Consider the following 22,568-nt stretch of genomic DNA (forward strand, 5'->3'; position numbering starts at 1 on the left):
AAAACCCACCTCAACTGGGTGGGTTAGAAAATTCAGCGCATCAACAATCCCACCATTCTTATAGAATGATGATAATTCGAGATTGGTGACGTGGATTATTCGCTTTCATGCAATCATCCTCATATATGAGTGAGAGCTTGTCAACGGATTTGTTGTCTAAGAAATAAGCAAGCCTAAATCCGGTTGTTTGTTCTTAATCGACAGTTTGCTCATCGACTGAATATTCAGTACGCATGTTATTCGTATACACTGACTTCGATTAAATTGCTGTCTGGGTCAAGAAAGTAAACCGACTGAATGGCGCCAACCGCACCAGATTTTTGTACTGGACCTTCAACGATTTGGACATTTTCTGCGTTCAGATGTTGTACGACGTCAGCAAGCGGCCAGTGGCTAATCAAGCACAAGTCCCCCGCCCCAACTCGCGCTTTGTTACGGGGCTCTTGGCCCAACAATTGAAAGTTAATCTTTTGCTTGCCGAACGTAACGGCCTTTCGCCCATTAGCAAAAGTTACTTCTTGCATGTGAAGCACGCGTTTATAAAAACTTACCGATTGTTCGATGTCTGAAACGGTAAGAACAATATGGTCGATATGACTGATCATGACGGTATCCTTATCGGTCATGTTAAGAGAACAATCTGATTAAACCCATTCGCTTGATAACTTACTCGCCAAACGCGTATCGCCTTTCCACTTTCACTATTTCAACCACGTAAGATTGATACCACTTATCACGCCCTAACTGCTGCGCTACCGCATGTTGAGAGTCTTTGTGCCACTGGCGGATATCTTCTTCACTGTTCCAATAGGAGATGGCGATCTCTTGCTCACCTTCCGTAACAGCGATGAAGTCCTGGCAGTTGTAGCGCTCAAACGCTAAGTCCCGCATCACCTTAACCATTTCTGAATACTGAGCATCTTGTTTGCCCGTTCTCGCTTTAAAAATCACTGCGTACATGTCTCTTCCTTGTGTCGCTCAGTCCTGTCTTGGCTGATGCTCGCTATGCGTTGCGCATTCTATGCTACTACGTTGAGGTTAAAGATGGCTAGTTAGTCGGTTTATTCGAGACGGAACCGTTGTTTAAGCTGAATGATGGTGTGGCTATGGGCAAAGTAATAGACGCAAAAAAACCGACACAACCTCGCGGCTGTGTCGGCAGGCAAAGAAACTAACTGGTCTCTAGGGCGTGTTGACCTTTCGTGGTTAAATTTTGTTCGAGATAAAAGCGTTTTAATCGCGGCGAGAGGTTTGCAGCCTAGTTATTCTAAGCAAAACACCTCTCAACAAGGAGTAAAACGCTTTTAATCGAACCCTTTGGGCAGCGTTTGTGGCTCCTTTCTACTGCGTTATCTGCTTCTCAAGTAAAGTAACTACATTTCAAAGCCTCTGCCTTGTACAAAGAACCCACAAACTGCTGCAAAAATCATCTCGAAAGGTCAACACGCCCTAGTCTATTAAACCATTGTTGGATCAGGTTCTAGTCCCATTAATTGTCGGCCTAGAATCTGTGCACAAACATCGTAATCCGTGTAAGCGTGGGCGCCCGTCATGTGCGAATCGCGGAACAAGCGTTGGCCCTCGTTATCGCTAAACCAAGCCATACCGCCCATCGCTTCAAATAAGCGGTCGACAGCAGCGATACACATTTTCACAGCGTAAGCTTGGTTCGTACGCCAGTAAGTGAGGGTTTCGGCGTCTGGGTATTCTTTACGTTCACCGTGTTCTTTGTGATCGTTCCATGTTTTCTCAAGCAATGCGCGTGCTGCCGCAACTTGGTGAGTCGATTCAGCCAGACGCATGAGTGCAGGTGTTGCGACACCGACATTAGCACCTGTGTAAGCACGGACGCGGTTTTTCTGCTTCTCGGCAAAGACGACCAACATACGCTCAGCGATACCTAAGCTGATAGCCGCGAAGCCACAAGCAAAGTAAGGGCGGTAAGGTGTGTAGAAGATGTCGCTGTCAGGGTACAAATCGAAGCCCGCTGAGTGGCCTTCCATCATGCCTTTTGCCGTTTCGATGCGGTGCTCAGGAATAAATACGTTGTCCAACACGAGCGTTTTCGTACCGCTTGATTTCATGCCCGCGGCATACCAGTCATCAACGATCTTGTATTCGTGGCGTGGAACAACACCGAAACAGTAGATTTTGTTGCCCGCGTCATCAAAGCGGTTAAAGCCTAAAATCGCCCAGTCTGCATGGTCACAACCACTACTCCAGCGCATGTCACCATTAATGATTACACCACCTTCGGTTTCTTCAATTTTACCAAATGGCGCAATGCTTGAACTCGCTGTTGCTTCTGGGTTGCTGCCCCAGAACTCTTCTTGAGCTTGCTTAGAAAACATCGCCATTTGGTGGCTGTGAGTCGCTAACAAACTCGCGCCCCATGCTGTACCGCCACACGCACCAGCCAGTGCTGCCACGCAATCAGTAAACTCAGGTAGAGAGATTTCCAAGCCACCGTAAGCTTTTGGTTGGAACGCGCGGAAAAAGCCGATTTCACGTAGTAGACGGATATTTTCTTCCGGTGGAGTGCGGTCTTGTTCAGCCTGTTGTGCGTTCTTTGCAATGGTTGGCAAGATAGCGTTTAACTTTTCAAGTAGAGGATTGTGCTGTTTCATCATCGATTCCTTTTGACGTAAACCCTGTTGTTGTTCTCATTGGGATGTAGGTTCATTATTGCCACACTCGATGTGATGTTAAATGGATGTTACCTGTGTTTACTTGTACTTTTCGCAGATATAGATAACATATTAACTATTATTTGATATGCTTAAGTTCAAGGCAGAATAATAAGCAAGGACAGCACACATGGAACAAGTGGCAATACCTAACTTGGATATCGGTAAAGTCTACGATTCGCGCTATGACGATAGTGACTTTCATATTGAGCGACTCGACAGTCTGGCACTGTTTTTTGGTCGTAACATGCCCACCCATTACCACGATCGCTACTACCAACTTCATATTATTCTTGAAGGAACAACGCACGTATTGCTCGATCAGGCGCACTACTCTGAAACAGGTACGACGCTGTTTTTTACCCCACCGACAGTCCCGCACTCTTTTGTCACCGATGACTACGCCAACGGTTATGTAATAACAGCGAGTCAGCCGTTGGTTTGGCGTCTGCTCGACATTGAAATTGGCCGAAACGACGTGGCTTCAACCGCGTTGCAGCCGTTTTGTACCCGTTTGGAGAATCCGTCTAAGCTAGTGTCGTTATTAGAGATGTTGTTGAGCGAGCAAGACAACACCGAGTTTATGAGTGATGTTGCCAACCAAGCACTATTGCAACTGGTGCTGATCGATGTGATGCGCCATGCCAACACTCAGCCAGTATCTACTATGTTTCGCAGCGCTGATGTCGCTATCTTTAACCGCTTTAACCAGATGATAGAAGTCAATTACAAGCAACACCTGACGCTGCCAGAGTATGCAGATCAGTTGGGATTAACGACCGCGAGGCTTAATGACATCTGCCGTAAGATCAGTGGTCTATCGTCCAAGCGCTTAGTTGCAGAACGTGTGATGCAGGAAGCCAGACGCTTGCTGCTACTTACACCTATGCCCGTTTCCCAGGTGGCTTACGAACTCGGCTATCAAGACCCTGCATACTTTGCGCGCTTTTTCAAAAAGCAGGTTGGAGAAACCGCTTCTGACTTTCGCCTCAACAAAAAAAGAGATAACGACTAATTCGTTATCTCTTTTTGCATTCTCAAAGATATGGGAAGGATCAGCTATCCAACCCACCCATCAACATGTACTTCATTTCCATGTACTCGTCCATACCATGACGAGAACCTTCGCGCCCAAGCCCAGACTCTTTAATCCCGCCAAACGGTGCCGCCGCTGTCGAGATCAAACCTTCGTTGATCCCCACCATTCCGACTTCTAGCGCATCTGCGACACGCCAAGCTCGGCCAAGTGAGCGAGTGTAAAAGTAGCCCGCCAAACCAGACTCGGTATCGTTCGCGCGTTCAAGCACTTCCGCTTCGTCTTTAAACCTAAACAGCGGCGCAACCGGACCAAACGTCTCTTCCTCTGCGACAAGCATGTCGTCACTCATGTCGGTTAACACATAAGGTGCGACAAACAGTTGTTCATCATTAAGTAATCCGCCGCAGAGCACTTTTGCGCCTTTTGCAACCGCATCGTCAACATGCTCTTGTACTTTTGCAACCGAACTGCTGTTAATCAGAGGGCCAATCGCGACACCATCAGCAAAGCCATCACCAACTTTGAGTTGTTTCACTCTGTTGGCCAGCTTTTCAGCAAACTCATCGTACACTGCATCATGGACAAACAGACGGTTGGCACAGACACAAGTCTGACCCGCATTGCGGAACTTAGCGATCATTGCACCTTCAACCGCAGCATCAATATCAGCGTCTTCAAACACGATAAACGGCGCATTGCCGCCCAACTCCAACGCCAATTTCTTGATGGTTGAAGCAGATTGGTTCATCAGGATTTTGCCGACATTGGTTGAGCCCGTGAACGAGACTTTACGCACGCGCTTGTCGCTGGTAAACACACCTCCGATCGCACGTGAATCGCCAGTGATCACGTTGAACAAACCTTTCGGCAGTCCGGCATCTTCCGCTAGCTTAGCTAATGCCAACGCGGTAAACGGCGTTTCTTGCGCCGGTTTTAGCACCATAGAACAACCAGCCGCAAATGCCGGCGCCGCTTTACGCGTGATCATCGCCGCAGGGAAGTTCCACGGTGTAATCGCGGCAACCACGCCAATTGGCTCTTTGGTGACGACAATTTTGCCGTTTTCACGGTGGCTTGGAATGATCTCACCATACGCACGACGCGCTTCTTCGCTGTACCACTGGACAAAGCTCGCCGCATAAGTGATTTCACCTTTCGCTTCAGTAAAGGGTTTACCTTGTTCCAGAGTTAAAATCGCCGCTAAGTCATCGATATTGACCATCATTAACTCGTACCATCTGCGCAATACATCCGCTCTGTGGTCTGCTGTGGTCTTCTTCCATAGCTCGAACGCGGCTTGCGCCGCAGCAATACACTCTTTCGCCTGCTGCTCGCCGAAAACTGGTATTTCACCAATAACTTTACCAGTAGATGGATTGGTTACCGCTTGTGTTTGACCACTTTCAGCAACCCACTGACCGTCGATATAGCAGCGCTGCTGAAACAGCTCTGGGTAATTTAAGTTCATGTCTTACTCCGTAACCTCAAACACAACGTTAACTTGGCCAGTACCAGAGCTTGGGAAGTACTCGGTGATCACCGTGCTTTCGCCTTGGTATTGATCCCAGCCTAACGCACCGAACAGCATTGCAGTGTCGTGCATACCACCTTCACCCGAACACAGCGCAGCATAGTCAGGGAGCATTTCTAGGAATGTTGTGTAATCGCGATTGCGCCACAGCTCGAGCACTCGCAAATCAACTTGGCGGTTAAACTCTTTTGAAATCGTAAACGTACCGTTGTTTGCTTCGTATTCATCGTTATCCCAAATACGGTGCGACAACGAACCAGAGGCAAGCAGCATTACTCGGCTGTCGCTTTGTTCTACCGCTTCACGAATCGCTTCACCAAGAATACGAGACGATTCAATGCTGTGAACCGTACACCAAGCCGCAACCGACACGACATTAAAATGGTTATCTTGGTTCATAAAGCGCATTGGGACTAACGTGCCGTATTCCAGATCAAGTGAATCCACTTGGTGAGAAAGGGTAAACACGCCCTTTTCCGTCGCCTTGTCTGCAATCAAATCACCGAGCGCGCGGTTGCCACGGTATTGATATTCAAGGTTCTGGATGAAGTGTGGAAACTCGTGACTGGTGTAGTTGCCCGAAAACGAATCATTTGAGTTGATGTGATAACCGGCATTCACCAACCAGTGTGTGTCCAACACGATGATAGTGTCTACATCCATCTCTTTTGCCATTTTGGCAATTTCTTTGTGACCATCAATAGCGGCTTGGCGGCAACCGAATAAACGGCCTGGTTGCTCTGACATGATCATGGTCGGGACGTGCGTAATTTTAGCCGCGATACAGAGTTTACCCATTCTTAATTTCCTTTTACCTAGTGCATTGTTTAATACGTCGCTCGCACAATGCTTCGTTATTGTTTTGATCTTCCAAATTACTGATCTTATTGAAATAGTGTCAGCGCGAAGGTGGTCATAACACTCACGGTCACCATCGCTAACAGAGTGGTCGGTAGTAGCACCGCTGCGCACATACCTCCCAGGTTGTACCTTTGTCCGATGACGGCATACACACCAAACATCGGCATACTGGCCAAAATCACCGCGACTGCACTCATGGTTGGATCAAGTTCAAACCAACCAATTAAACACAGCATCACAATCACTGGATGCAGTACCAACTTGGCCAACATCACCAAGCTGATCTCTTGTTTCATACCCGATAGCTTCACCCCTACCAAGCCGCCACCAATGGTGAAAAGCGCAACGCCCGTCACCGTGCTAGCTAAAATATCGATAATGCGCGTTGCCGTTTCAGGCGTTTGCCAGTTGAGCCCCGAACAAAGCATGCCGAGCACAATCGAAATCACGATTGGATTCTTCGCCAAGTTCTTCGTTGTCTCTAAAACCGTTTTTTTCAGACTGCCTTTGCTCTCTCGGCTCGACATGTCCGCCAAGGTTAATAACAAAGGCAACATGATGAGATTTTCGACCACCAGCGTAAGCGAAAATGGAATTAACGCTTGGGTACCAAACAGAAAATAGATGATTGGAAAGCCAATCAATAAACTGTTGGAAAAGCTCCCGCCTAAGCCCAAAATCACGGCGTGAGATGGCGATTTTTTCAACTTAAGCAGCGCAATCGCTGCTACTAATCCGAACGCCAACAATGAACCTAAGGTATAGGCGATGACGTAATCGGTGTTCCAAATCTGTTCAAGTGGCTTACTGCTTAACGCACTGAAAATCGCCGCTGGCAAGCCAAAATTGAACACAAACGCCGCTAAGCTTTTATGACCATTGTGGGGGATGATTTCTCGTTTAAAGGCAACGTAGCCAACACCGATAACCAGAAACACTGGCAGTATCGTCATCACCACATAGCTAAGCTGATCCATCTGCTCTTCCCTAAACCACTATTGCCTGAAACTACTGAGAAGCCTGCGCCAGCTTTTGATGAATATTGTTCTTCTTGAAGTTCAGTTGCGGGTGAAGTTCGACCATCTCAAAACCAATGCTGAGGTAGTGCTTCTCAAACGCTTCTGACAAGAACTCACAATAAACATCGAATACTCGCTGGGCTGCATTTTTCAAGGTTTCCATGTCTCGTCCCACACCAACCTTTGCGGTGAGGTGGATAAAGCGGTTTTCCGGATCTTCGTCAGCAACCAAGTAGTAGTCGCATTTGATTGCACGCGTACGAATTCCGCCTTTCGGGAACACGCCTGTGTCAATCGCTTCGCGGTGAATCGCCTGCATCAAAGCCGAAATATCAATATCCGTTTCAACGTTTGGCGAATACTCCATAATAAAATGTGGCACTTTGTTCTCCTTTCGGGCTCCGTGTCAGAGCCCGAGATTAGCTAGGTCGTCGGTTCTTCTTCGCTTACTTGCCAAGCGTTGGCACGCGGTGCAAGTCGTGAGCGATACAAACGTTCTTGGTTTCCATGTAGAAATCGAAGCTCCAGTCACCACCATCGCGACCAATGCCAGACATCTTCACACCACCAAATGGAGACGGCAGATTACGGTTGTTTTCCGAGTTCACCCAGATCATGCCCGCTTCCACTTTGGTTGCCATGCGCATTGCGCGGCCGGTGTTGGACGTCCAAATATAACCAGATAAGCCATAGTCAGTGTCGTTGGCGATCTCTAACGCCTCTTCTTCGCTATCAAAACCGATACACGTCAGTACTGGACCGAAGATCTCTTCACGCGCAATTCGCATCGTGTTGTCTGCGTCAGTAAATAGAGTCGGAGTCAGGTAGTTGCCTGCGCCTTTTTCTGGCAGCTTACGTCCACCCACTGCGATGGTTGCGCCGTCTTCTTCGGCCGCTGTCATGTAGCTCATTACCTTGTTGTAATGGGATTGATGAACCAACGGACCAACTTCCGTTTCTGGGTCTAATGGATGACCAACTTGCAGCGATTCAACGCGCTGTTTCAACGCTTCAATAAACTTCGGTTTGATGCCGTTTTGGATAAGCAGACGGCTTGAGCTGGTACAACGTTGACCATTGAGGCTGTAGATCATGAATACGACGGCATCGAGCGCGCGTTCAAAGTCTGCATCATCAAATACGATCACTGGGTTTTTACCGCCAAGCTCAAAGTGCACGCGTTTCAGTGTTGGTGCGCCTTGCGCTTGGATCATTGAACCAGTCACGGTTTCACCGACAAACGCAACTGCTTTGATCGCTTTATGTTCTGTCAGTGTTTTACCGGCAACTTCACCAAAGCCATTCACAATGTTCCAAACGCCATCAGGTAGACCAGCTTCCTTGGCACATTCAGCCAAAATCGCCGCGGTTAATGGGCTGAATTCAGCAGGTTTGTGAACCACAGTACAACCCGCCGCCAGTGCTGGCGCAATCTTCCACGTTGATAGCATGAATGGCGTATTCCATGGCGTGATCACCCCAACTGGGCCAATTGGCGTGCGAATGGTGTAGTTCGTGTGCGTATCTTGATGCAGTGACAAACCGTTTTTCGCTTCAGGTGATTTATCAGCAAAGAAACGGAAGTTCGCCGCGCCGCGAATTGCCGCCTGACGCATAAAGCGTAAAGGCTGGCCACAGTCCATCGATTCAACCAGCGCGATTTCTTCCGCGCGCTGCTCAATCTTGTCTGCGAGTTTGTGTAGGATCTTCTTGCGCTCCGCACCAGACATCTCTGCCCAAGCGGTAAACGCTTGTTGTGCGGCTTCGCACGCTGCGTCTACGTCTTCGGCGGTTCCTTTTACCACTTTTCCCAGCGAAGTGTTGTCCGTGGGAGTTAGGTTATCGAAGGTTTCACCTTTTGAGCCTAACGTCCACTCACCGTTAATAAAGTGGCCAAGTGTGTTGTCACGAAAACGCGCGAGGTATTTCTGTGCGGTCGCTAAATTTTGTTCAAGCTGTTGAGTCATGTCACTTCCTTACTGTTCTACTGTACGGCGCGCGTAAAAGTCGTCTTCCGACAACACGGGATTTTCAAGGCTGCCAACGCCTTCGATAGTGCAGCGCACTACATCGCCTGGCTGGATATCTTTAAGACCTTTTGGTGTACCGGTCGCAATCAAATCACCTGGTTTTAAGGTCATAAAGCTGCTGAGGTATTCAATCAAAAACGGCACATCGAAAATCATGTCTGAGGTGTTACCCTCCTGCGTCAACTCGCCGTTTACATGGGTGGTGAGCACAAGGTTGTTCACGTCTTCGATGTCGTCACAATCGACAATCCAAGGGCCGATTGGGCACAAAGAATCACGGCTCTTCACACGTAGATTTGGACGGTAGTAGTTTTCTAGGTAATCGCGAATCGCGTAGTCATTACAGATGGTGAAACCTTGGATGTAGTCCATCGCATCTTCACGTTTCACGTTGCGTGCTTCTTTACCCACAACCGCGACCAATTCACACTCGTAATGCATGAATTCGATATCGTTCGGGCGGTATGACGGTTGTTGATGCGCGGTCAGCGTATTGGTACCTTTTAAGAACACAAGCGGCTCTTTTGGTGGCTCAAACGCCAACTCAGAAGCGTGATCCGCGTAGTTCAAGCCAAGCGCAAAGATGGTGCCTGGGTTTTCGATTGGTGATAGCCAAGTAAATTGACCTGCTGGAATCGTGCGACCATCTGCTGTTATCGCATTGTCACCATCGCCAATTGTAACGGACAGCACATCTCCCAAATATTCAATACGTGCGCGTTTCATGCTGCCTCTCCTTTTACTTGATTCTCCAACTCTACCGACTCACCCAACGCTGAGCGCACCACGTCACCCGGTGCAAGCTTGGTTCTTTCTCCTGCGAAACCAATCGCGATCACATCGCCTTTTTCTAGCGTCATAATGTGTGAAATCAGCTCAATCAACTGCTCAGCTGAACGTTCAAGGCACGATAACGGCAGTGATTGCACTTGCTTCCCATTGATATACGTAGTCACTGTCTGTTGTGATAAATCACCAATATCAGACACCATGACCGCTTGGCTTAGTGTTGCCGAGTTGTCGAGACACTTACCCTTAATATCTGGGCGGTAGTAGCTGGTTTCTGGCAGTGAAAAGTCATGTAGCAGAGCCACACCTGCGACGTAATCCAACGCAGACTGAGCATTCACGCGGCAACAACGCTCACCAATAATCAGTGCGACACTTGCACCGACAACCAACTCGTCCCCTTTTGGATACGCGATCGGCTGCTGGGCGTGGTTCCACGTGTTGTGCGGTTTAAAGTAGAGTACCGGTTGAGTCGGTAACGCTTTGTATGGCGCTTGTTCAAAGGTGGCCTGCATCGATTGCAGTTGCTCAGCGTCATTTAGCGCCACGCACACCACTTTTCCTTGTAGTTGTGTATTCATTATTTGTTCTCTAGTTTCTGACTCTACGAGTTAATAAACGTTGTCGACGAGCTTGTTCGATTCAGATAACGGCTGTTTCAGCGAGTGCGCGAGTGACTCTGCGCCAGCTCTAAGCAGCAAGGTATCGACACCCGCACCTATGAATTTCACCCCACGCTTAGCGTATTGCTGCGCTTGCGCTGGGTCTAAGCTCAGAATACCGACCGCTTTACCGTGGGCTTGAATCACTTCAATCGCGTGCTCAATCGCGGCGACCACTACAGGGTGCGACGGATTGCCGATATGCCCCATTGAGCCGGATAAGTCAGACGGGCCAATAAAGATGCCGTCTACTCCTTCCACCGCTGCGATCTCTTCGATGTTATCGATCGCTTGCTGCGTTTCGACTTGCAACAGCACGCTAATTTGCTCGTTTGCTTGATGCAGGTAATTCGGAATTCGATTCCATTGAGACGCACGCGCCAAGGCTGCACCAATACCGCGTTCACCCATTGGCGGGTAGTAAGACGCACGTACCGCCTGCTCTGCCTGTTGTTTGGTGTTAATCATCGGCAACAGCAGGGTTTGAGCACCAATATCTAATAGGCGTTTGATCAAAGTTGGATTCGCCTCTTCAGCACGCACAATCGGAGACGCCGAATGTGGCGCAAGCGCCTGTAAATGCAGTTTGATGCTGGTTAAGTCGAAAGAAGCGTGTTCACCATCAATCAACACCCAGTCAAAACCCGCGCTACCGCAGATTTCCGCGCAGCTTGTGTCTGGCAGACCAAGCCATAATCCCCAAAGAGTCTGAGGCTGATGCAATTGCTGCTTAAATTGGTTAATCGGTAACATAGCCACCTCTACACAAACTTCACTGAAATGCCGCCAAGCGGACCAAAATCAGCGTGAATCGTGTCGCCTGCTTTAACCGCGACGGGTCTAGTGAATGAACCCGCTAGAATCACTTGTCCCGGTTTAAGAGAAACACCATGTGGTGCAAAGCGTTTACACACCCAGCAAATACCATTCGCCGGATGGCCCAATACTCCAGCCGCCAAGCCAGTCTCTTCTATTTGACCATTGAGGTAGAGCATCGCCCCTGCCCAACGTAAATCGAATTCCGTTGGTTTGATTGGTCGACCGCCTAAGATAATCCCACCGTTTGCCGCGTTATCAGCGATGGTGTCGTAGACTTTGCGGGTAGGATCGGTACGATGACAACGTGCAGCAATGAGCTCTAATGCAGGTACAACGTAGTCCGTGGCATTAAGCACATCAAAAATAGTGACATTGTCACCTTCTAGCTTATCTTTCAGGACAAACGCCAGCTCGACTTCAATGCGTGGATCAAGGAAATCATCCGCTTTAATCTGCGCGCCATCTGGGAAGAACATATCGTCAAGCAGTACGCCGTAGTCAGGCTGATCAATATTAACCGCCATTTGCATAGCGCGAGACGTTAAGCCGATTTTATAACCTTTGACCTGAGCACCTTCGCTCACCTTGCGCCCTACCCATTCACTCTGAATTTGGTAAGCATCATCCATCGTCATTTCTGGGTACTGCAGCGTTAATGCAGAGATTTGTTCACGCTGTTTCTCAGCGTGGTACAGTCGTTCAGCCGCTTCTTGCAACTGCTCCTTTGTTAACATTCTGTATTCCTTTTTTTATATCGACCGACATTTGTTATGGCTACTTGCTCATTCTGGCGTGTGCATGTCGTGCTACTAGCCGATGAACTTAATTAACATGTTAAATACTTTATTTAATATATTAACTATTGTCCAATTTCACACCGATAAATTTTTATTCCTTTTGTATCAATAAGTTAAACAACGACGTGAGTTAATAAATGAAATTGGTTGGTTTTCATTTCACAGATTAGGTGAGTTGGATCACTGTTTTTAAAGGTTTGCTGACCGTTACAGGTCGAACTCGAGCAAGAAAATGAGCAAATCAGACAAATTATTTTCCAGAAATTGATCTAATTAACATATTAAGTATATTTTCCACACTTCATTAACATTCCGGTTTGTGTTTACCCCTTTTTAGTTAATATATTAAATAAAATCATTATGACTCACTCAGTGAGCAAACCCACCTAACGTGAACGAAAAAGGACTAGCGTCATGCGAGTAAACAAAATCGCTTCAATAGCGACATCAGCACTTTTGCTAATGAGCTCTATGTCGGCACATGCGGAACCAGAAAAAGTAATCAAAGTCAGCACTTGGGGATCACCAAACCACGGCATCAACAAAGTTGTTTGGCCTACTTGGGGTCAGTGGATTGAGGAAGCCACCGAAGGCCGAGTGACTTTGAAAGTCGAATACGATCTCGCCCCTCCCCATACACAAATCGATGTCGTCACCGATGGAATTGGTGAAGTCACTTGGATTTTTCATGGCCACAAAGCAGGTCGTTTCAAACTGACTCAACTTCCAGAAATCCCGACTTTCGCTGAAGGAAGCAGCTCTGAATTGATGTCGATGGCGTACTGGCGTACTTACGAGAAGTACCTGAAGAAAGGCCGTGAGCACCGCGGCGTTGAAGTGATGGGTTTGAGCGTTCACGGACCAGGTCAACTTATCACTAAAGAACCAGTTCACGCGCTCAGTGACATCGAAGGTAAGAAGATTCGCGTCGGTGGCGGGGTGATCTCGACCATGGCAAAAGACATGAAAGTCACGCCGGTGTTTATTCCAACCAATAAAGTCTACGAATCGCTATCTCAAGGCGTAGTCGAAGGCGCTTATCTACCGTTTGAAGCGTTGAGTTCGTTCCGTTTGGCAGAAGTGGCAGACAACACACTGGTAATTCCAGGTGGTCTGTACCGCGGCAGCTTTGCGATCATTATGAACCGTGACACCTTCGCTGACCTTTCTAAGAAAGACCAAGAAGCGATCCGTTCGGTTTCTGGTGAGAAGCTGTCTCGCCTATTTGGTCAAATGTGGGACGACGCTGACCAAAGTGCTTACCAAGAAGCGCTACAAGGCGGCCATACCTTTACACCTGCGACGCCAGAGATGATTACTCAGCTAAAACAAGCCAGTGAGCCTCTCGTGGAAGATTGGTACAAGGTTGCAGAAAAACGCAAAGTAAATGGTCCAGAAGCGTATCAGTTCTTCAACCAACAGCTAGCGAAAGGAATGTAACGCGATGTCTGGTTTTAGTCTTTCTAAAGCCATTGAGCGAGGGCTTGGTTCCCTCGCTGCTTTGAGCTTGTTCCTGATGATGGTCGTCACGTTTGTAGATGTGATGTCTCGAAACTTACTGAATGCTCCCATTCTGGGGTCAACAGAAATGGTTGAAGTCTTGCTCGCGATTATGGTCTTTATGGCTTTTCCTTTGGTTTCTTGGCAGGAAGAGAACATCTGCGTCGATTTGCTGGACAACTACTTTCCAAGCAAATGGATCAGTTTACGTCAGATCATCATCAATCTTATTTGTGCTTGTTCGCTGATTTTGGTCGCCGCAACCAACTGGAAGTTAGCGGGTCGCTCGCTTGAATACGAAGAAGTGACAGAGATCCTTGAGCTACCGCTGGGTTATGTCACCTACCTGATTTCAATTACCGGCTTTGTAGGCGGTGCGTTAACCCTATTCAATGCGGGTTACTACACCAAGCAAATGCTATTTGGCAAATCCTCTGAGTCAGACGTAAGCATTAAAGGCAAGGAGGCCTAAATGATTGAATCTATTATCGGTTTTTCAGTACTGATTGCGCTGATTTTGCTGCGTTTACCTCTCGCGTTTGCGATGGGTGTGATCGGTTTTGTCGGCTTTTGGTACATCAACGATTACAACTGGTCTGCAGCCATGTCGATGGCGGCGAGACGCATTATCGATACCGGCCAAGATTACGGGCTGTCTGTGATTCCACTGTTTATTTTAATGGGTAACTTCGTCACCAAAGCAGGTATCTCCAACGAGTTGTACAAAGCGTGCAATGCGTTTGTTGGTCATCGTCGCGGTGGTCTCTCAATGTCGACCATCCTTGCGTGTGGTGGCTTTTCTGCAATTTGTGGCTCAAGCCTTGCGACCTCGGCAACCATGTCAAAAGTCGCCATGCCACCGATGCGTAAATACGGTTACTCTGACGGGTTGGCTTCTGCTTCTATCGCGGCGGGGGGCACGTTAGGGATTTTGATTCCGCCAAGCGTGATGTTGGTGATTTATGGTCTATTGACCGAAACCAGTATCCGCGAGCTGTTTGCCGCAGGCTTCTTACCGGGTTTGCTCGGTATCGTACTTTACCTTCTTGCGGTGCAGTGGGTGGTGTCACGCAAACCAGAAAGCGCGCCTCCGGGTGAGCGAGTATGCTGGAAAGACCGAATGCTGGCGCTAAAAGGCATCTTCTCTACCCTACTGTTGTTTGTGATCGTGATGGGTGGCATCTACATCGGTGCGTTTACCCCGACCGAAGCAGCGGGTATTGGTGCGTGTGGTGCTTTTGCGTTGGCAGGTGTACGTGGCAAGTTAAATTACACTGTACTACGTGAAATCCTCATCGATACGGCCAAGACCTCGGCTTCGCTATTCGCGGTGGTCATTTCAGCGTTGATCTTATCGAACTTCGTCAACCGCGCGGGTTTACCCACTGCTTTGGTTGAGATGATCCAAACTGCCAATGTTACCCCGATGATGGCACTCGGCCTTATTCTGGTTATCTACATTATTTTGGGTTGTGTATTTGAAAGCATGTCGATGATGTTGCTGACAGTACCTATCTTCTACCCTGTCATTGTCGAGCTTGGTTTTGATCCGATTTGGTTTGGCATCATCGTGGTGGTAGTCACCGAAATCAGTTTGATCACCCCGCCTGTTGGGCTCAACGTTTTCGTTCTGTCAGGGCTGATTAAAGACATAAATACCGCAACCATCTTTAGAGGCGTTTTGCCATTCTGGGTAGCGGATATGGTTCGATTAGCATTAATTGTGTTGGTACCGGCTATCGCCCTGTACCTGCCAAATATGCTTTATTGATGTTAGAAAGCTCTTTACTGGTTAAAGAGCTTTTTTTGTTTAATTACTCGGACACTAACGCCATTACTATTAGACCAAGGTTATATCTTGTAATAGCATATGCGCAGGGATGAGTCGTATTATCCAACAACGTTGGCATAAATGTTGGCTAGAAAGAGTAAAAATAAGGTTAGTTAAGTGACTAAATACGAAAATTCTCTACCACTTCAATTACTTAAAGCGCGAGATATTGCAATGCACTTCTTTCGCCCTGTTCTGGCAGACAATGACTTAACAGAGCAGCAATGGCGCATTTTAAGAGTGATAGATACTAAGGGTTCGATCGATTTCTCTACCCTATCAAAAGAGACATGCATTCTCAGTCCGAGCTTAACCGGCATTATTAGCCGTCTAGAGAAGCAAGGACTGGTAACCAAGCAAAAGTCGGCACACGATGGTCGTCAGTTCTACATTCATATGACCGACAAAGCCGCAGCCCTAGTCGAACAGCTTCGACCTCAAATTGAGGACCAATACGTTGCGTTAAAAGAAGCGCTTGGCGAAAGCAAATATGAGCAGTTGTCCGACCTACTCAACGAGCTGATCGCCATTCAAACCAAATAAAAAAACACCCACGTAACAGTGGGTGTTTTTACAGGTTATGATGCTAACACGTCGATATTAAGCGACAGCAGCAACCACTTCACGAGCATCAACATTCTTGAACTCACGGTCAAAGTAAATCAAACCGTCTTTGTTGTTCGAGTGGATAGTGTGTAACTCAACAAAGAATACTGTGTGTGTGCCGACCTCCTGGCTAGAGGCAATTTTGCCTTCCAGTGTTGCCAGAGCGCCGTGTAAAACTGGAACTTGGTCTGCGTTGTTTTTCCAGCCTTCAAGGGCAAAGCGCTCTTCCATTGCAAGGCCCGTCATACCCGCGAAATGCATCGACATTTCTTGGTGTTCGCTTGCACAAACATTGATACACATGTTGCCGTTTTGCTTGAAGATTGCGTTAGAGGCGCTGTTGCGGTTAACACAAACCAAGACTGTTGCAGGTGAGTCACTGACTGAACAAACCGCAGTAGCAGTAATACCGACAGTACCAGCTTCGCCGCCTGTAGTGACAATATTCACTGCTGCAGCAAGCTTAGACATTGCGTCGCGAAAATCCTGTTGTAGAGACATAGTAATTCCTTATTCTTGTTGAGTACTGACTTATCGTTTTATTTATCTGTTTGCTTTGTAGCTGGGATAATAATGCAAAAAAGCCGCTCAGGAATGAATAGACACTTGTGGTAATCACTTGCACTTTTCGTAGCAAATTAGAGATAGGGAAATGAGTAAAAAAGAGATTCTAATCCAAGCAATTTTGGGCTCGCTGTTTATGGCGCTGATGATGTCTGGGGTGATATCACTGAGTAAAGTCGGGCTAAACCTGCAATGGTTGAGCGCGTGGCGAGATTCGTTCTTTGTCGCTTGGCCTGTCGCATTCGCTCTTAACCTTACTGTGATACCAAAAATTCGTCGACTCGCCCACTGGCTGGCTCAATTAGGTGAAAGCAAACCGACCGCCGATTGAGGTTCACTGATTAAGCTGAGCGCAATTGTAACCCGCATACAGCTGATCGGTGGCGAGGCTGTTCTTATCGATAAGTTCGCAGATCAAATCCAAGTACACCGACTTATTACTGACTTTGAGTGCTCTATCGAGAGCCAGAATCGATTTTCGAACATCTAAGGATTCGACCGCGCGGGAATAAACATACCAATAATAGTCGTTGCTGTTACTCTTCTCCGCAGCCGCTTTTAAATACAATGCGGCTTTGTTGATTTCTCTATTACGCAATAATGCCAACCCTAGGCTGAATGGGATTGCAGACGAACGAGGTTGGTTTAGCAAGCCCTGCTGTAAGGTGGAGATCGCCAAATCATTCCTATCAATGGCGCGATACACGTCCGCTAGATTCACGTAGCTGGATTCGTAGTAAGGCTCGATTTCTATTGCTTTTTGGTACTGCTGAATCGATTGTTCCACCTCTCCTTGAAAGCGATACAAATCCCCTAAGTTTGCTCTCGCATACGCACGGTCGGCGTTGAAGGTTTGGATATCGATGTATTCGCTCAACGGCGCTTTCAGTTGCTCTCTTTGCTGTGAGTTTAGTGTGTTCCAATCTACCGCGAGTGCTCGTGCAGATTCGCTTCTCACCGCCAACACTTCATCCTCAAGCAGTGTTTTCAGCAGTGGCCAGCGCTGGCTTACAGGTAAGCGTGATGATGCTTGAGCAACACTCATTCTGATTAGCTCATTATCGCTTTGCGCCGCTTGTTCCATGACTGGCAACACTTTTGGCGAGTCGTACTTTTTCAATTTCAGCAGTGAAGAAGCAGTAACGATCTCTGGACGCTCTTCTTGCTCGATAAGTTGAATCAGAACGTCCAACGAGCTTTGTTTGTCTTTTGCTAGCAAATAGTCGCTGTAAATACGTGTATCAGCGAGCGACGAGTTACGATCTGGATACCAAGTATTGAGCTGCTTAGCCGCCCACAATTCGGTCTTATCACTATGACAACTTCTGCAAGTGCTGGTCCCACCTGACACATGGTTGATTTCAGGTTTCGGAACGTGCCAATAATGGTCTCGTCGCTCGTCAATCTGCATGTAAGTGCGTTTCGGCATGTGGCAGTTAGAGCACTGGCTTGCCTCACTATTTACGTCATGAAAGGTGTGTTTGGTCGTATTAAACTTTTCCGCGGAGTGGCATTGGTTACACAATGCAGGCTCGGGTAACTTCAATTTGGCCGAGTGTGGGTCATGGCAATTGGTACAAGTAACACCTTTTGCTGCCATTTTAGACTGGAGAAACGATCCGTAGACGTAATTCTCATCAAACACCTGACCATCTGGATAATAGAGCTCGTCGGTTATCAGGCTCGGTTGATATTTATCCAGCAATGAATGTTGCGCTGTAAGTGAGCTGTCGTTTAGTTGCACTCTGCGGCTGTGGCATTGAGCGCAGACTCGTATTTGATCGGTCGGTTGTATTTGGTTTGGTTCTAGCGTCGCATGACCGTCTCGGCTGATCCATTTGACAACACGTTGCGCTAGGTTACGCTCAAAGCCAAAGTTATTGGGCGTTGGTTTAGTTGAGAAGGCCTCGATATGTTTGCTTGCTGGTCCGTGGCAAGACTCACACGCCACGTTGATTTCTGACCAGGTGGTGTTGTAGCTATTCTCCTTCGCATTGTAGTTCTTCTGGACGTTGGTTGAGTGGCAATCCGCGCACATATAGTTCCAGTTCTGCCCCGCATTGCGCCAATAAAACTCATCATAAGGTTTCACATCAGGGTGCAGAGCAAACCAACGGCGGTCTCGGTTGCTGACCTCACGCGAATCCCACGAATACGGAATGAGTTGTATGCGACCATCTTCAAACTCAACCATATACTGCTGCAGCGGTTCCCAGCCAAACGTGTACTTAATCTGATACTTTTCAAACTCGCCTTTTTCATTCTCCATCTTGACCCAGAACTGATCGTTCTCACGATAAAACAGTGTCGTTCGACCATTCTCGCTCAACTGGTAATTATCAAAATCGCCTAACACCGTGTCTTCGCTCGCGTGCTTCATCGACAGTTCATGATGAGACCCTTTCCAATCATCGACTTGCTTTTGATGGCACTGAGCGCAGATTTGCGAGCCAACATACTGCGCAGTCTCTTTACCAGCAAAAGAGAAGTGACTGATTAATAACAGCGTAAAAATGAAAACGTACTTGGTCATAGGTCGCTAGCTAGAGTTAGGGAAAGAAAAAGGGCTTACTCCACAATGAAGTAAGCCCTGACGATTAATAGCCGCTCACCCAATCAGGGATGATGACATTGTTTTCTCGTTGATAACCGACCCACGCAAGTTTTAACTTTTTGAGTATCTCAGGATGTTGTTCACTCAAATCTACCGTTGTGGATACGTCACTTTGCACGTTGAACAGTGCCCATTTGCTATCTTTCTCGACAAAGTTTCTCGTCGCCATCCATTGACCGTCATTCACAGAGACTTTGCCAAACAGCTCTCTAACAACCAGTTCGTCACTCACGTTTGAGCGCTCTATATCGACCAGAGAACGTCCAGTATACATATGGTGTTCTTTGCCAATATTGTCTTTGTGGGCTTGTGTCAGCTTGGTCACGTCAAGAATGGTTGGAACAAAGTCTTTTACCGTGGTGAGCGTATCCACCATCACGCCTTGCTTATCGACATGTGGATATTTGATGAACGAGATGACCTGAGTACCACCAAGTTGAGGGTAGCCTTTGAACATATCAAACCCAGGCGATGTCACCCTGCCCCAGTTTGGACCGAGTAATGCGTACGAGTTTTTCTTGCCCATGTTCTCATAGCTGAAATCGTGGGTATTGTTGATTGTGGTTCGTATCTTAGGAAACTGGTCCATCGGCCAAACCTCATCGAGTGTGTGACCTTCCGTCCCGTTATCCGACAAGAACACAATCATGGTGTTGTCGTACTTTCCAAGCTGCTTGAGTTTTTGGATCACGTTACCTGTGTATTGGTCGATTTGATCGATCATCGCAGCGTAGATTTCCATCGATTTTACTTCGCGCTTTTTCTGCTCGTCCGACAGCTCATCCCACGCCTGTCCCTCTGGGTATCTATTGGTGTAGTTTGAGTCTTTCGGGATCAGTCCTAGCTGTTTTTGCTTGTCGAATCGCGCTTGATACAAGGCTTCATATCCCTGATCGTAGTTGCCTTGGTATTTTTCTACGACTTTATCCGGTGCCTGCAATGGCCAATGCGGCGCCGTGTAGCTAATCACTCCAAAGAAAGGTTTGTCTTGCGCATTCTCGATAAATTCAATCGCTTTATCTGCGTAATATTGGGTGGAGTAATTGAACTCTGCTGGCAATTTGTCGATCAGTTTGCCATTTACTGAGTACGGCGCTTTTGCTTCAGGTGTCGGTGAATACGCTGGCTTCATATCGTCATAGTGACTTGCACCGCCACTGTTAAGGGCAAATGTCTGGGAGAAACCACGCTCGAAAGCTCGATTTTCCTCCCCTTTGCTTAAGTGCCATTTGCCAGCATAGAAAGTCTCGTAACCTTGTTGTTGCAACGTTTCTGAGATAAGGACAACCTTGTCGTTGATCATCCCCTCATAGCCCGGTTGACCTTCCTGATTGGGCGCCATTTCTTCGAGCATGTTACCCAAGCCCGCCTTGTGACTATCCACACCCGTCCAAAGCATGGCGCGCGTCGGAGAACACGCAGGTGCCGCCTGCATGTTAGACATGATCACGCTTTGGTTGGCAAGTTCATCAAGGTTTGGGGTCGGCACTTCACTGCCAAATTTACTTAAATCGGAGTAACCCATGTCATCAACGACGACAAATAAGATGTTAGGGCGCTCCGCCTCGTTTGCGTACGCATTAATACCAATTAATGCCGCAATCAATGGAATTAGCTTCTTCTTCACATTCAATCCTATGTACCAGTAAACGGTTATTCTTTAGTTGAAGGTCGTACCAACACATTTGCTTTCAATAAGTAGTGTTATTAGGCTGATACGTGACGGGGGGTAGATACTTCTTATCAGTCATAAAGCTAATAAGAAGGTATCTAGTTTTTCTTGGGCTTCAGGAAGAGCACTATTTATTGATATTCACGACTTGCAGCAGGCTGTTTTCGAGCAACCCTTCTAGGCCGAATTCCACGCCAAAGCCAGACATCTTACAGCCGCCAAATGGCGCGTGAGGCAATACTTCCGCGTGGCCGTTGATCCACACCGAACCACATTCCAGCTTAGAGGCTAGCTCACTCGCTTGCTCAACGTCGCCCCAAACCGAGCCACCTAAGCCCACTTCAACGCTGTTCGCTGCCGCTACTGCATCCGCGACTGTTGTGTACTTAATCACTGGCAATACAGGGCCAAATTGTTCTTCCTCAACGACTCGCATTCCGCTTTGTGCGTTGCCGACAATCGTTGGCGGGAAAAAGTAGCCCGGCTTATCTGGTCGCACGCCACCAGCGTAAATCGTCGCGCCTTGTTGTTTTGCCTCTTCCACCAGCGCGATCACTTTCTCAAGCTGTTGGCTGTTTTGCACTGGACCAAAGGTTACGCCGTCTGCGCTACCTTCACCCACCACTTGTTTTTCGGCAATATCGGCCAGCTTTTGACACAGCTCGTCATGTTGAGATTCATGTACATAAAGACGTTTTAATGCCGCGCAAGTTTGACCCATATTGATGAATGCGGTGGCGAATAACCCTTCAGCAATCGCATCCAGATTCGCGCCCGGGAGCACGATACCCGCGTCGTTACCGCCCAGCTCAAGCGTTAAACGTTTTAAGTTTGTCGCCGCCGCCTGCATGATGTTCTGACCAGTCTGCGTCGAACCAGTGAATACCAGCTTGTTGATGTCTTTGTGCTCACTCATTGCGCGGCCAACATCGCCACTGCCGGAGACCACATTCAACACCCCAGCAGGCAGTACGTCTTGCAACAGTTGACCCAGTTTAAGCGTATTGATTGGTGTCAGTTCTGAAGGTTTTAGTACCACTGTGTTACCCATTCGCAGTGCTGGAATGATGTGCCAAATAGCGATCATTAAAGGCCAGTTCCAAGGCGTAATCGAACCCACAACACCGATCGACTTTCTGCGGCCTTCGATGCGTTTGTTTTCTGAGTCTTCATAGACTTCGACCGGAACTTCAATGCTCGCAGTGTGCCTTGTCCATGCCACCGCACCACCCACTTCCATCTGTGCAAGTTGCATCGGTTTACCTTGTTCTTTCACGATAATCTCGGCCAACTCGCTTGCGTTTTGCTCTATCACATCAGCGATTTTGTTGATGTATCCATCGCGCTGAACTTGAGACAGTGCACTCCACTGAGGGTACGCTGCTTTCGCACTCTCAACCGCTTTATTCAGCTGCGCAATTGACGCCACTGGCGCGGTAAACGCTTCTTGCTCGTTTGCAGGGTTGAGCACGATGCATGATGGCATTTCACCTTGTACGGTTTGACCATCAATAGTCATTCCAAATTGGTTCATTGTGAGTTCCTTT

22 protein-coding genes are annotated in these 22,568 nt (G+C 47.7%); 6 read left to right on the forward strand and 16 right to left on the reverse strand.

Annotation, left to right across the window (positions count from 1 at the left end):
• Positions 1-236: 236 nt before the first annotated feature.
• The 3 genes from AKJ31_RS03960 to AKJ31_RS03970 all read right to left on the reverse strand — a co-directional run bounded on the left by AKJ31_RS03960 (position 237) and on the right by AKJ31_RS03970 (position 2,630).
• Positions 237-605 (reverse strand): VOC family protein, encoded by a 369-nt coding sequence (locus AKJ31_RS03960; protein WP_053407778.1) that lies wholly within the window; start codon positions 603-605, stop codon positions 237-239.
• A 61-nt stretch (positions 606-666) separates the two neighbouring features.
• Positions 667-960 (reverse strand): antibiotic biosynthesis monooxygenase family protein, encoded by a 294-nt coding sequence (locus tag AKJ31_RS03965; RefSeq protein ID WP_053407779.1) that lies wholly within the window; start codon positions 958-960, stop codon positions 667-669.
• 497 nt (positions 961-1,457) lie between these two features.
• Positions 1,458-2,630 (reverse strand): p-hydroxyphenylacetate 3-hydroxylase oxygenase component, encoded by a 1,173-nt coding sequence (locus tag AKJ31_RS03970; RefSeq protein ID WP_206666978.1) that lies wholly within the window; start codon positions 2,628-2,630, stop codon positions 1,458-1,460.
• A 187-nt stretch (positions 2,631-2,817) separates the two neighbouring features.
• Here AKJ31_RS03970 and hpaA point away from each other — a divergent pair, with 187 nt between their 5' ends.
• The gene (gene hpaA / locus AKJ31_RS03975) at positions 2,818-3,702 is read left to right on the forward strand and encodes a 4-hydroxyphenylacetate catabolism regulatory protein HpaA (protein ID WP_053407780.1); all 885 of its coding nucleotides are present in this window, start codon (positions 2,818-2,820) and stop codon (positions 3,700-3,702) included.
• Positions 3,703-3,742: 40 nt separating this feature from the next.
• On the opposite strand, the gene AKJ31_RS03980 is transcribed toward hpaA, so the two are convergent.
• The 9 genes from AKJ31_RS03980 to hpaH all read right to left on the reverse strand — a co-directional run bounded on the left by AKJ31_RS03980 (position 3,743) and on the right by hpaH (position 12,171).
• Positions 3,743-5,194: an NAD-dependent succinate-semialdehyde dehydrogenase gene (locus AKJ31_RS03980; protein WP_053407781.1), complete on the reverse strand. Its 1,452-nt coding sequence runs from the start codon at positions 5,192-5,194 to the stop codon at positions 3,743-3,745.
• 3 nt (positions 5,195-5,197) lie between these two features.
• Positions 5,198-6,055, reverse strand: a complete 858-nt coding sequence (gene hpaD / locus AKJ31_RS03985) for a 3,4-dihydroxyphenylacetate 2,3-dioxygenase (RefSeq protein ID WP_053407782.1) — start codon at positions 6,053-6,055, stop codon at positions 5,198-5,200.
• 86 nt (positions 6,056-6,141) lie between these two features.
• The gene (locus tag AKJ31_RS03990) at positions 6,142-7,095 is read right to left on the reverse strand and encodes an AEC family transporter (protein WP_053407783.1); all 954 of its coding nucleotides are present in this window, start codon (positions 7,093-7,095) and stop codon (positions 6,142-6,144) included.
• A gap of 31 nt (positions 7,096-7,126) precedes the next feature.
• Entirely contained in the window at positions 7,127-7,519 is a 393-nt protein-coding gene (locus AKJ31_RS03995) for a 5-carboxymethyl-2-hydroxymuconate Delta-isomerase (protein WP_053407784.1), read from the reverse strand.
• Between the two features lie 64 nt (positions 7,520-7,583).
• A complete protein-coding gene (gene hpaE / locus AKJ31_RS04000) occupies positions 7,584-9,104 on the reverse strand; it encodes a 5-carboxymethyl-2-hydroxymuconate semialdehyde dehydrogenase (RefSeq protein WP_053407785.1) in 1,521 nt (506 codons plus the stop codon).
• 9 nt (positions 9,105-9,113) lie between these two features.
• Complete coding sequence (locus tag AKJ31_RS04005; protein ID WP_053407786.1) at positions 9,114-9,893, reverse strand: fumarylacetoacetate hydrolase family protein; 780 nt, start codon at positions 9,891-9,893, stop codon at positions 9,114-9,116.
• Positions 9,890-10,537, reverse strand: coding sequence for a fumarylacetoacetate hydrolase family protein (locus tag AKJ31_RS04010; protein WP_053407787.1), 648 nt, complete (start codon positions 10,535-10,537; stop codon positions 9,890-9,892). The genes AKJ31_RS04005 and AKJ31_RS04010 overlap by 4 nt, the downstream gene beginning before the upstream one ends.
• 30 nt (positions 10,538-10,567) lie before the next feature.
• Positions 10,568-11,371, reverse strand: coding sequence for a 4-hydroxy-2-oxoheptanedioate aldolase (gene hpaI / locus AKJ31_RS04015; protein WP_053407788.1), 804 nt, complete (start codon positions 11,369-11,371; stop codon positions 10,568-10,570).
• 8 nt (positions 11,372-11,379) lie between these two features.
• Positions 11,380-12,171 carry a 2-oxo-hept-4-ene-1,7-dioate hydratase gene (hpaH, locus tag AKJ31_RS04020; RefSeq protein WP_053407789.1) on the reverse strand — a complete coding sequence of 264 codons (792 nt, stop codon included), beginning with the start codon at positions 12,169-12,171 and terminating at the stop codon, positions 11,380-11,382.
• 477 nt (positions 12,172-12,648) lie between these two features.
• On the opposite strand from hpaH, the gene AKJ31_RS04025 reads away from it, so the two are divergent.
• From AKJ31_RS04025 to hpaR, 4 genes are all read left to right on the forward strand, one after another.
• On the forward strand, positions 12,649-13,674 hold the full coding sequence (locus AKJ31_RS04025; protein WP_053407790.1) for a TRAP transporter substrate-binding protein: 1,026 nt from the start codon (positions 12,649-12,651) through the stop codon (positions 13,672-13,674).
• 4 nt (positions 13,675-13,678) lie between these two features.
• Positions 13,679-14,206, forward strand: coding sequence for a TRAP transporter small permease (locus tag AKJ31_RS04030; RefSeq protein ID WP_053407791.1), 528 nt, complete (start codon positions 13,679-13,681; stop codon positions 14,204-14,206).
• Positions 14,207-15,505 carry a TRAP transporter large permease gene (locus tag AKJ31_RS04035; protein ID WP_053407792.1) on the forward strand — a complete coding sequence of 433 codons (1,299 nt, stop codon included), beginning with the start codon at positions 14,207-14,209 and terminating at the stop codon, positions 15,503-15,505. It abuts the gene before it with no gap.
• Positions 15,506-15,682: 177 nt separating this feature from the next.
• Positions 15,683-16,108, forward strand: a complete 426-nt coding sequence (gene hpaR / locus AKJ31_RS04040) for a homoprotocatechuate degradation operon regulator HpaR (protein ID WP_072161212.1) — start codon at positions 15,683-15,685, stop codon at positions 16,106-16,108.
• A 57-nt stretch (positions 16,109-16,165) separates the two neighbouring features.
• Here the strand turns inward: hpaR and hpaC are convergent, their stop codons facing one another.
• On the reverse strand, positions 16,166-16,672 hold the full coding sequence (gene hpaC, locus AKJ31_RS04045; protein ID WP_011150195.1) for a 4-hydroxyphenylacetate 3-monooxygenase, reductase component: 507 nt from the start codon (positions 16,670-16,672) through the stop codon (positions 16,166-16,168).
• 151 nt (positions 16,673-16,823) lie between these two features.
• Between hpaC and AKJ31_RS04050 the strand changes: the two genes are divergently transcribed.
• Entirely contained in the window at positions 16,824-17,066 is a 243-nt protein-coding gene (locus AKJ31_RS04050; RefSeq protein WP_053407793.1) for a DUF2798 domain-containing protein, read from the forward strand.
• 3 nt (positions 17,067-17,069) lie between these two features.
• Here the strand turns inward: AKJ31_RS04050 and AKJ31_RS04055 are convergent, their stop codons facing one another.
• The 3 genes from AKJ31_RS04055 to AKJ31_RS04065 form a co-directional block, all read right to left on the reverse strand.
• Positions 17,070-19,268, reverse strand: coding sequence for a cytochrome c3 family protein (locus AKJ31_RS04055; protein ID WP_053407794.1), 2,199 nt, complete (start codon positions 19,266-19,268; stop codon positions 17,070-17,072).
• A 64-nt stretch (positions 19,269-19,332) separates the two neighbouring features.
• On the reverse strand, positions 19,333-20,976 hold the full coding sequence (locus AKJ31_RS04060; RefSeq protein ID WP_053407795.1) for a sulfatase-like hydrolase/transferase: 1,644 nt from the start codon (positions 20,974-20,976) through the stop codon (positions 19,333-19,335).
• Between the two features lie 172 nt (positions 20,977-21,148).
• Positions 21,149-22,555 carry an aldehyde dehydrogenase family protein gene (locus AKJ31_RS04065; protein WP_053407796.1) on the reverse strand — a complete coding sequence of 469 codons (1,407 nt, stop codon included), beginning with the start codon at positions 22,553-22,555 and terminating at the stop codon, positions 21,149-21,151.
• Between the last annotated feature and the right edge of the window lie 13 nt (positions 22,556-22,568).

Source organism: Vibrio hepatarius, assembly GCF_001274785.1.
Lineage (GTDB): Bacteria > Pseudomonadota > Gammaproteobacteria > Enterobacterales > Vibrionaceae > Vibrio > Vibrio hepatarius.

What these genes read in the sequence shown, in the direction of transcription:
- AKJ31_RS03960 (WP_053407778.1), bottom strand. Translation starts at nt 605, where the DNA reads ATGATCAGTCATATCGACCATATTGTTCTTACCGTTTCAGACATCGAA.
- AKJ31_RS03965 (WP_053407779.1), bottom strand. Translation starts at nt 960, where the DNA reads ATGTACGCAGTGATTTTTAAAGCGAGAACGGGCAAACAAGATGCTCAG.
- AKJ31_RS03970 (WP_206666978.1), bottom strand. Translation starts at nt 2,630, where the DNA reads ATGATGAAACAGCACAATCCTCTACTTGAAAAGTTAAACGCTATCTTG.
- hpaA (WP_053407780.1), top strand. Translation starts at nt 2,818, where the DNA reads ATGGAACAAGTGGCAATACCTAACTTGGATATCGGTAAAGTCTACGAT.
- AKJ31_RS03980 (WP_053407781.1), bottom strand. Translation starts at nt 5,194, where the DNA reads ATGAACTTAAATTACCCAGAGCTGTTTCAGCAGCGCTGCTATATCGAC.
- hpaD (WP_053407782.1), bottom strand. Translation starts at nt 6,055, where the DNA reads ATGGGTAAACTCTGTATCGCGGCTAAAATTACGCACGTCCCGACCATG.
- AKJ31_RS03990 (WP_053407783.1), bottom strand. Translation starts at nt 7,095, where the DNA reads ATGGATCAGCTTAGCTATGTGGTGATGACGATACTGCCAGTGTTTCTG.
- hpaE (WP_053407785.1), bottom strand. Translation starts at nt 9,104, where the DNA reads ATGACTCAACAGCTTGAACAAAATTTAGCGACCGCACAGAAATACCTC.
- AKJ31_RS04005 (WP_053407786.1), bottom strand. Translation starts at nt 9,893, where the DNA reads ATGAAACGCGCACGTATTGAATATTTGGGAGATGTGCTGTCCGTTACA.
- AKJ31_RS04010 (WP_053407787.1), bottom strand. Translation starts at nt 10,537, where the DNA reads ATGAATACACAACTACAAGGAAAAGTGGTGTGCGTGGCGCTAAATGAC.
- hpaI (WP_053407788.1), bottom strand. Translation starts at nt 11,371, where the DNA reads ATGTTACCGATTAACCAATTTAAGCAGCAATTGCATCAGCCTCAGACT.
- hpaH (WP_053407789.1), bottom strand. Translation starts at nt 12,171, where the DNA reads ATGTTAACAAAGGAGCAGTTGCAAGAAGCGGCTGAACGACTGTACCAC.
- AKJ31_RS04025 (WP_053407790.1), top strand. Translation starts at nt 12,649, where the DNA reads ATGCGAGTAAACAAAATCGCTTCAATAGCGACATCAGCACTTTTGCTA.
- AKJ31_RS04030 (WP_053407791.1), top strand. Translation starts at nt 13,679, where the DNA reads ATGTCTGGTTTTAGTCTTTCTAAAGCCATTGAGCGAGGGCTTGGTTCC.
- AKJ31_RS04035 (WP_053407792.1), top strand. Translation starts at nt 14,207, where the DNA reads ATGATTGAATCTATTATCGGTTTTTCAGTACTGATTGCGCTGATTTTG.
- hpaC (WP_011150195.1), bottom strand. Translation starts at nt 16,672, where the DNA reads ATGTCTCTACAACAGGATTTTCGCGACGCAATGTCTAAGCTTGCTGCA.
- AKJ31_RS04050 (WP_053407793.1), top strand. Translation starts at nt 16,824, where the DNA reads ATGAGTAAAAAAGAGATTCTAATCCAAGCAATTTTGGGCTCGCTGTTT.
- AKJ31_RS04055 (WP_053407794.1), bottom strand. Translation starts at nt 19,268, where the DNA reads ATGACCAAGTACGTTTTCATTTTTACGCTGTTATTAATCAGTCACTTC.
- AKJ31_RS04065 (WP_053407796.1), bottom strand. Translation starts at nt 22,555, where the DNA reads ATGAACCAATTTGGAATGACTATTGATGGTCAAACCGTACAAGGTGAA.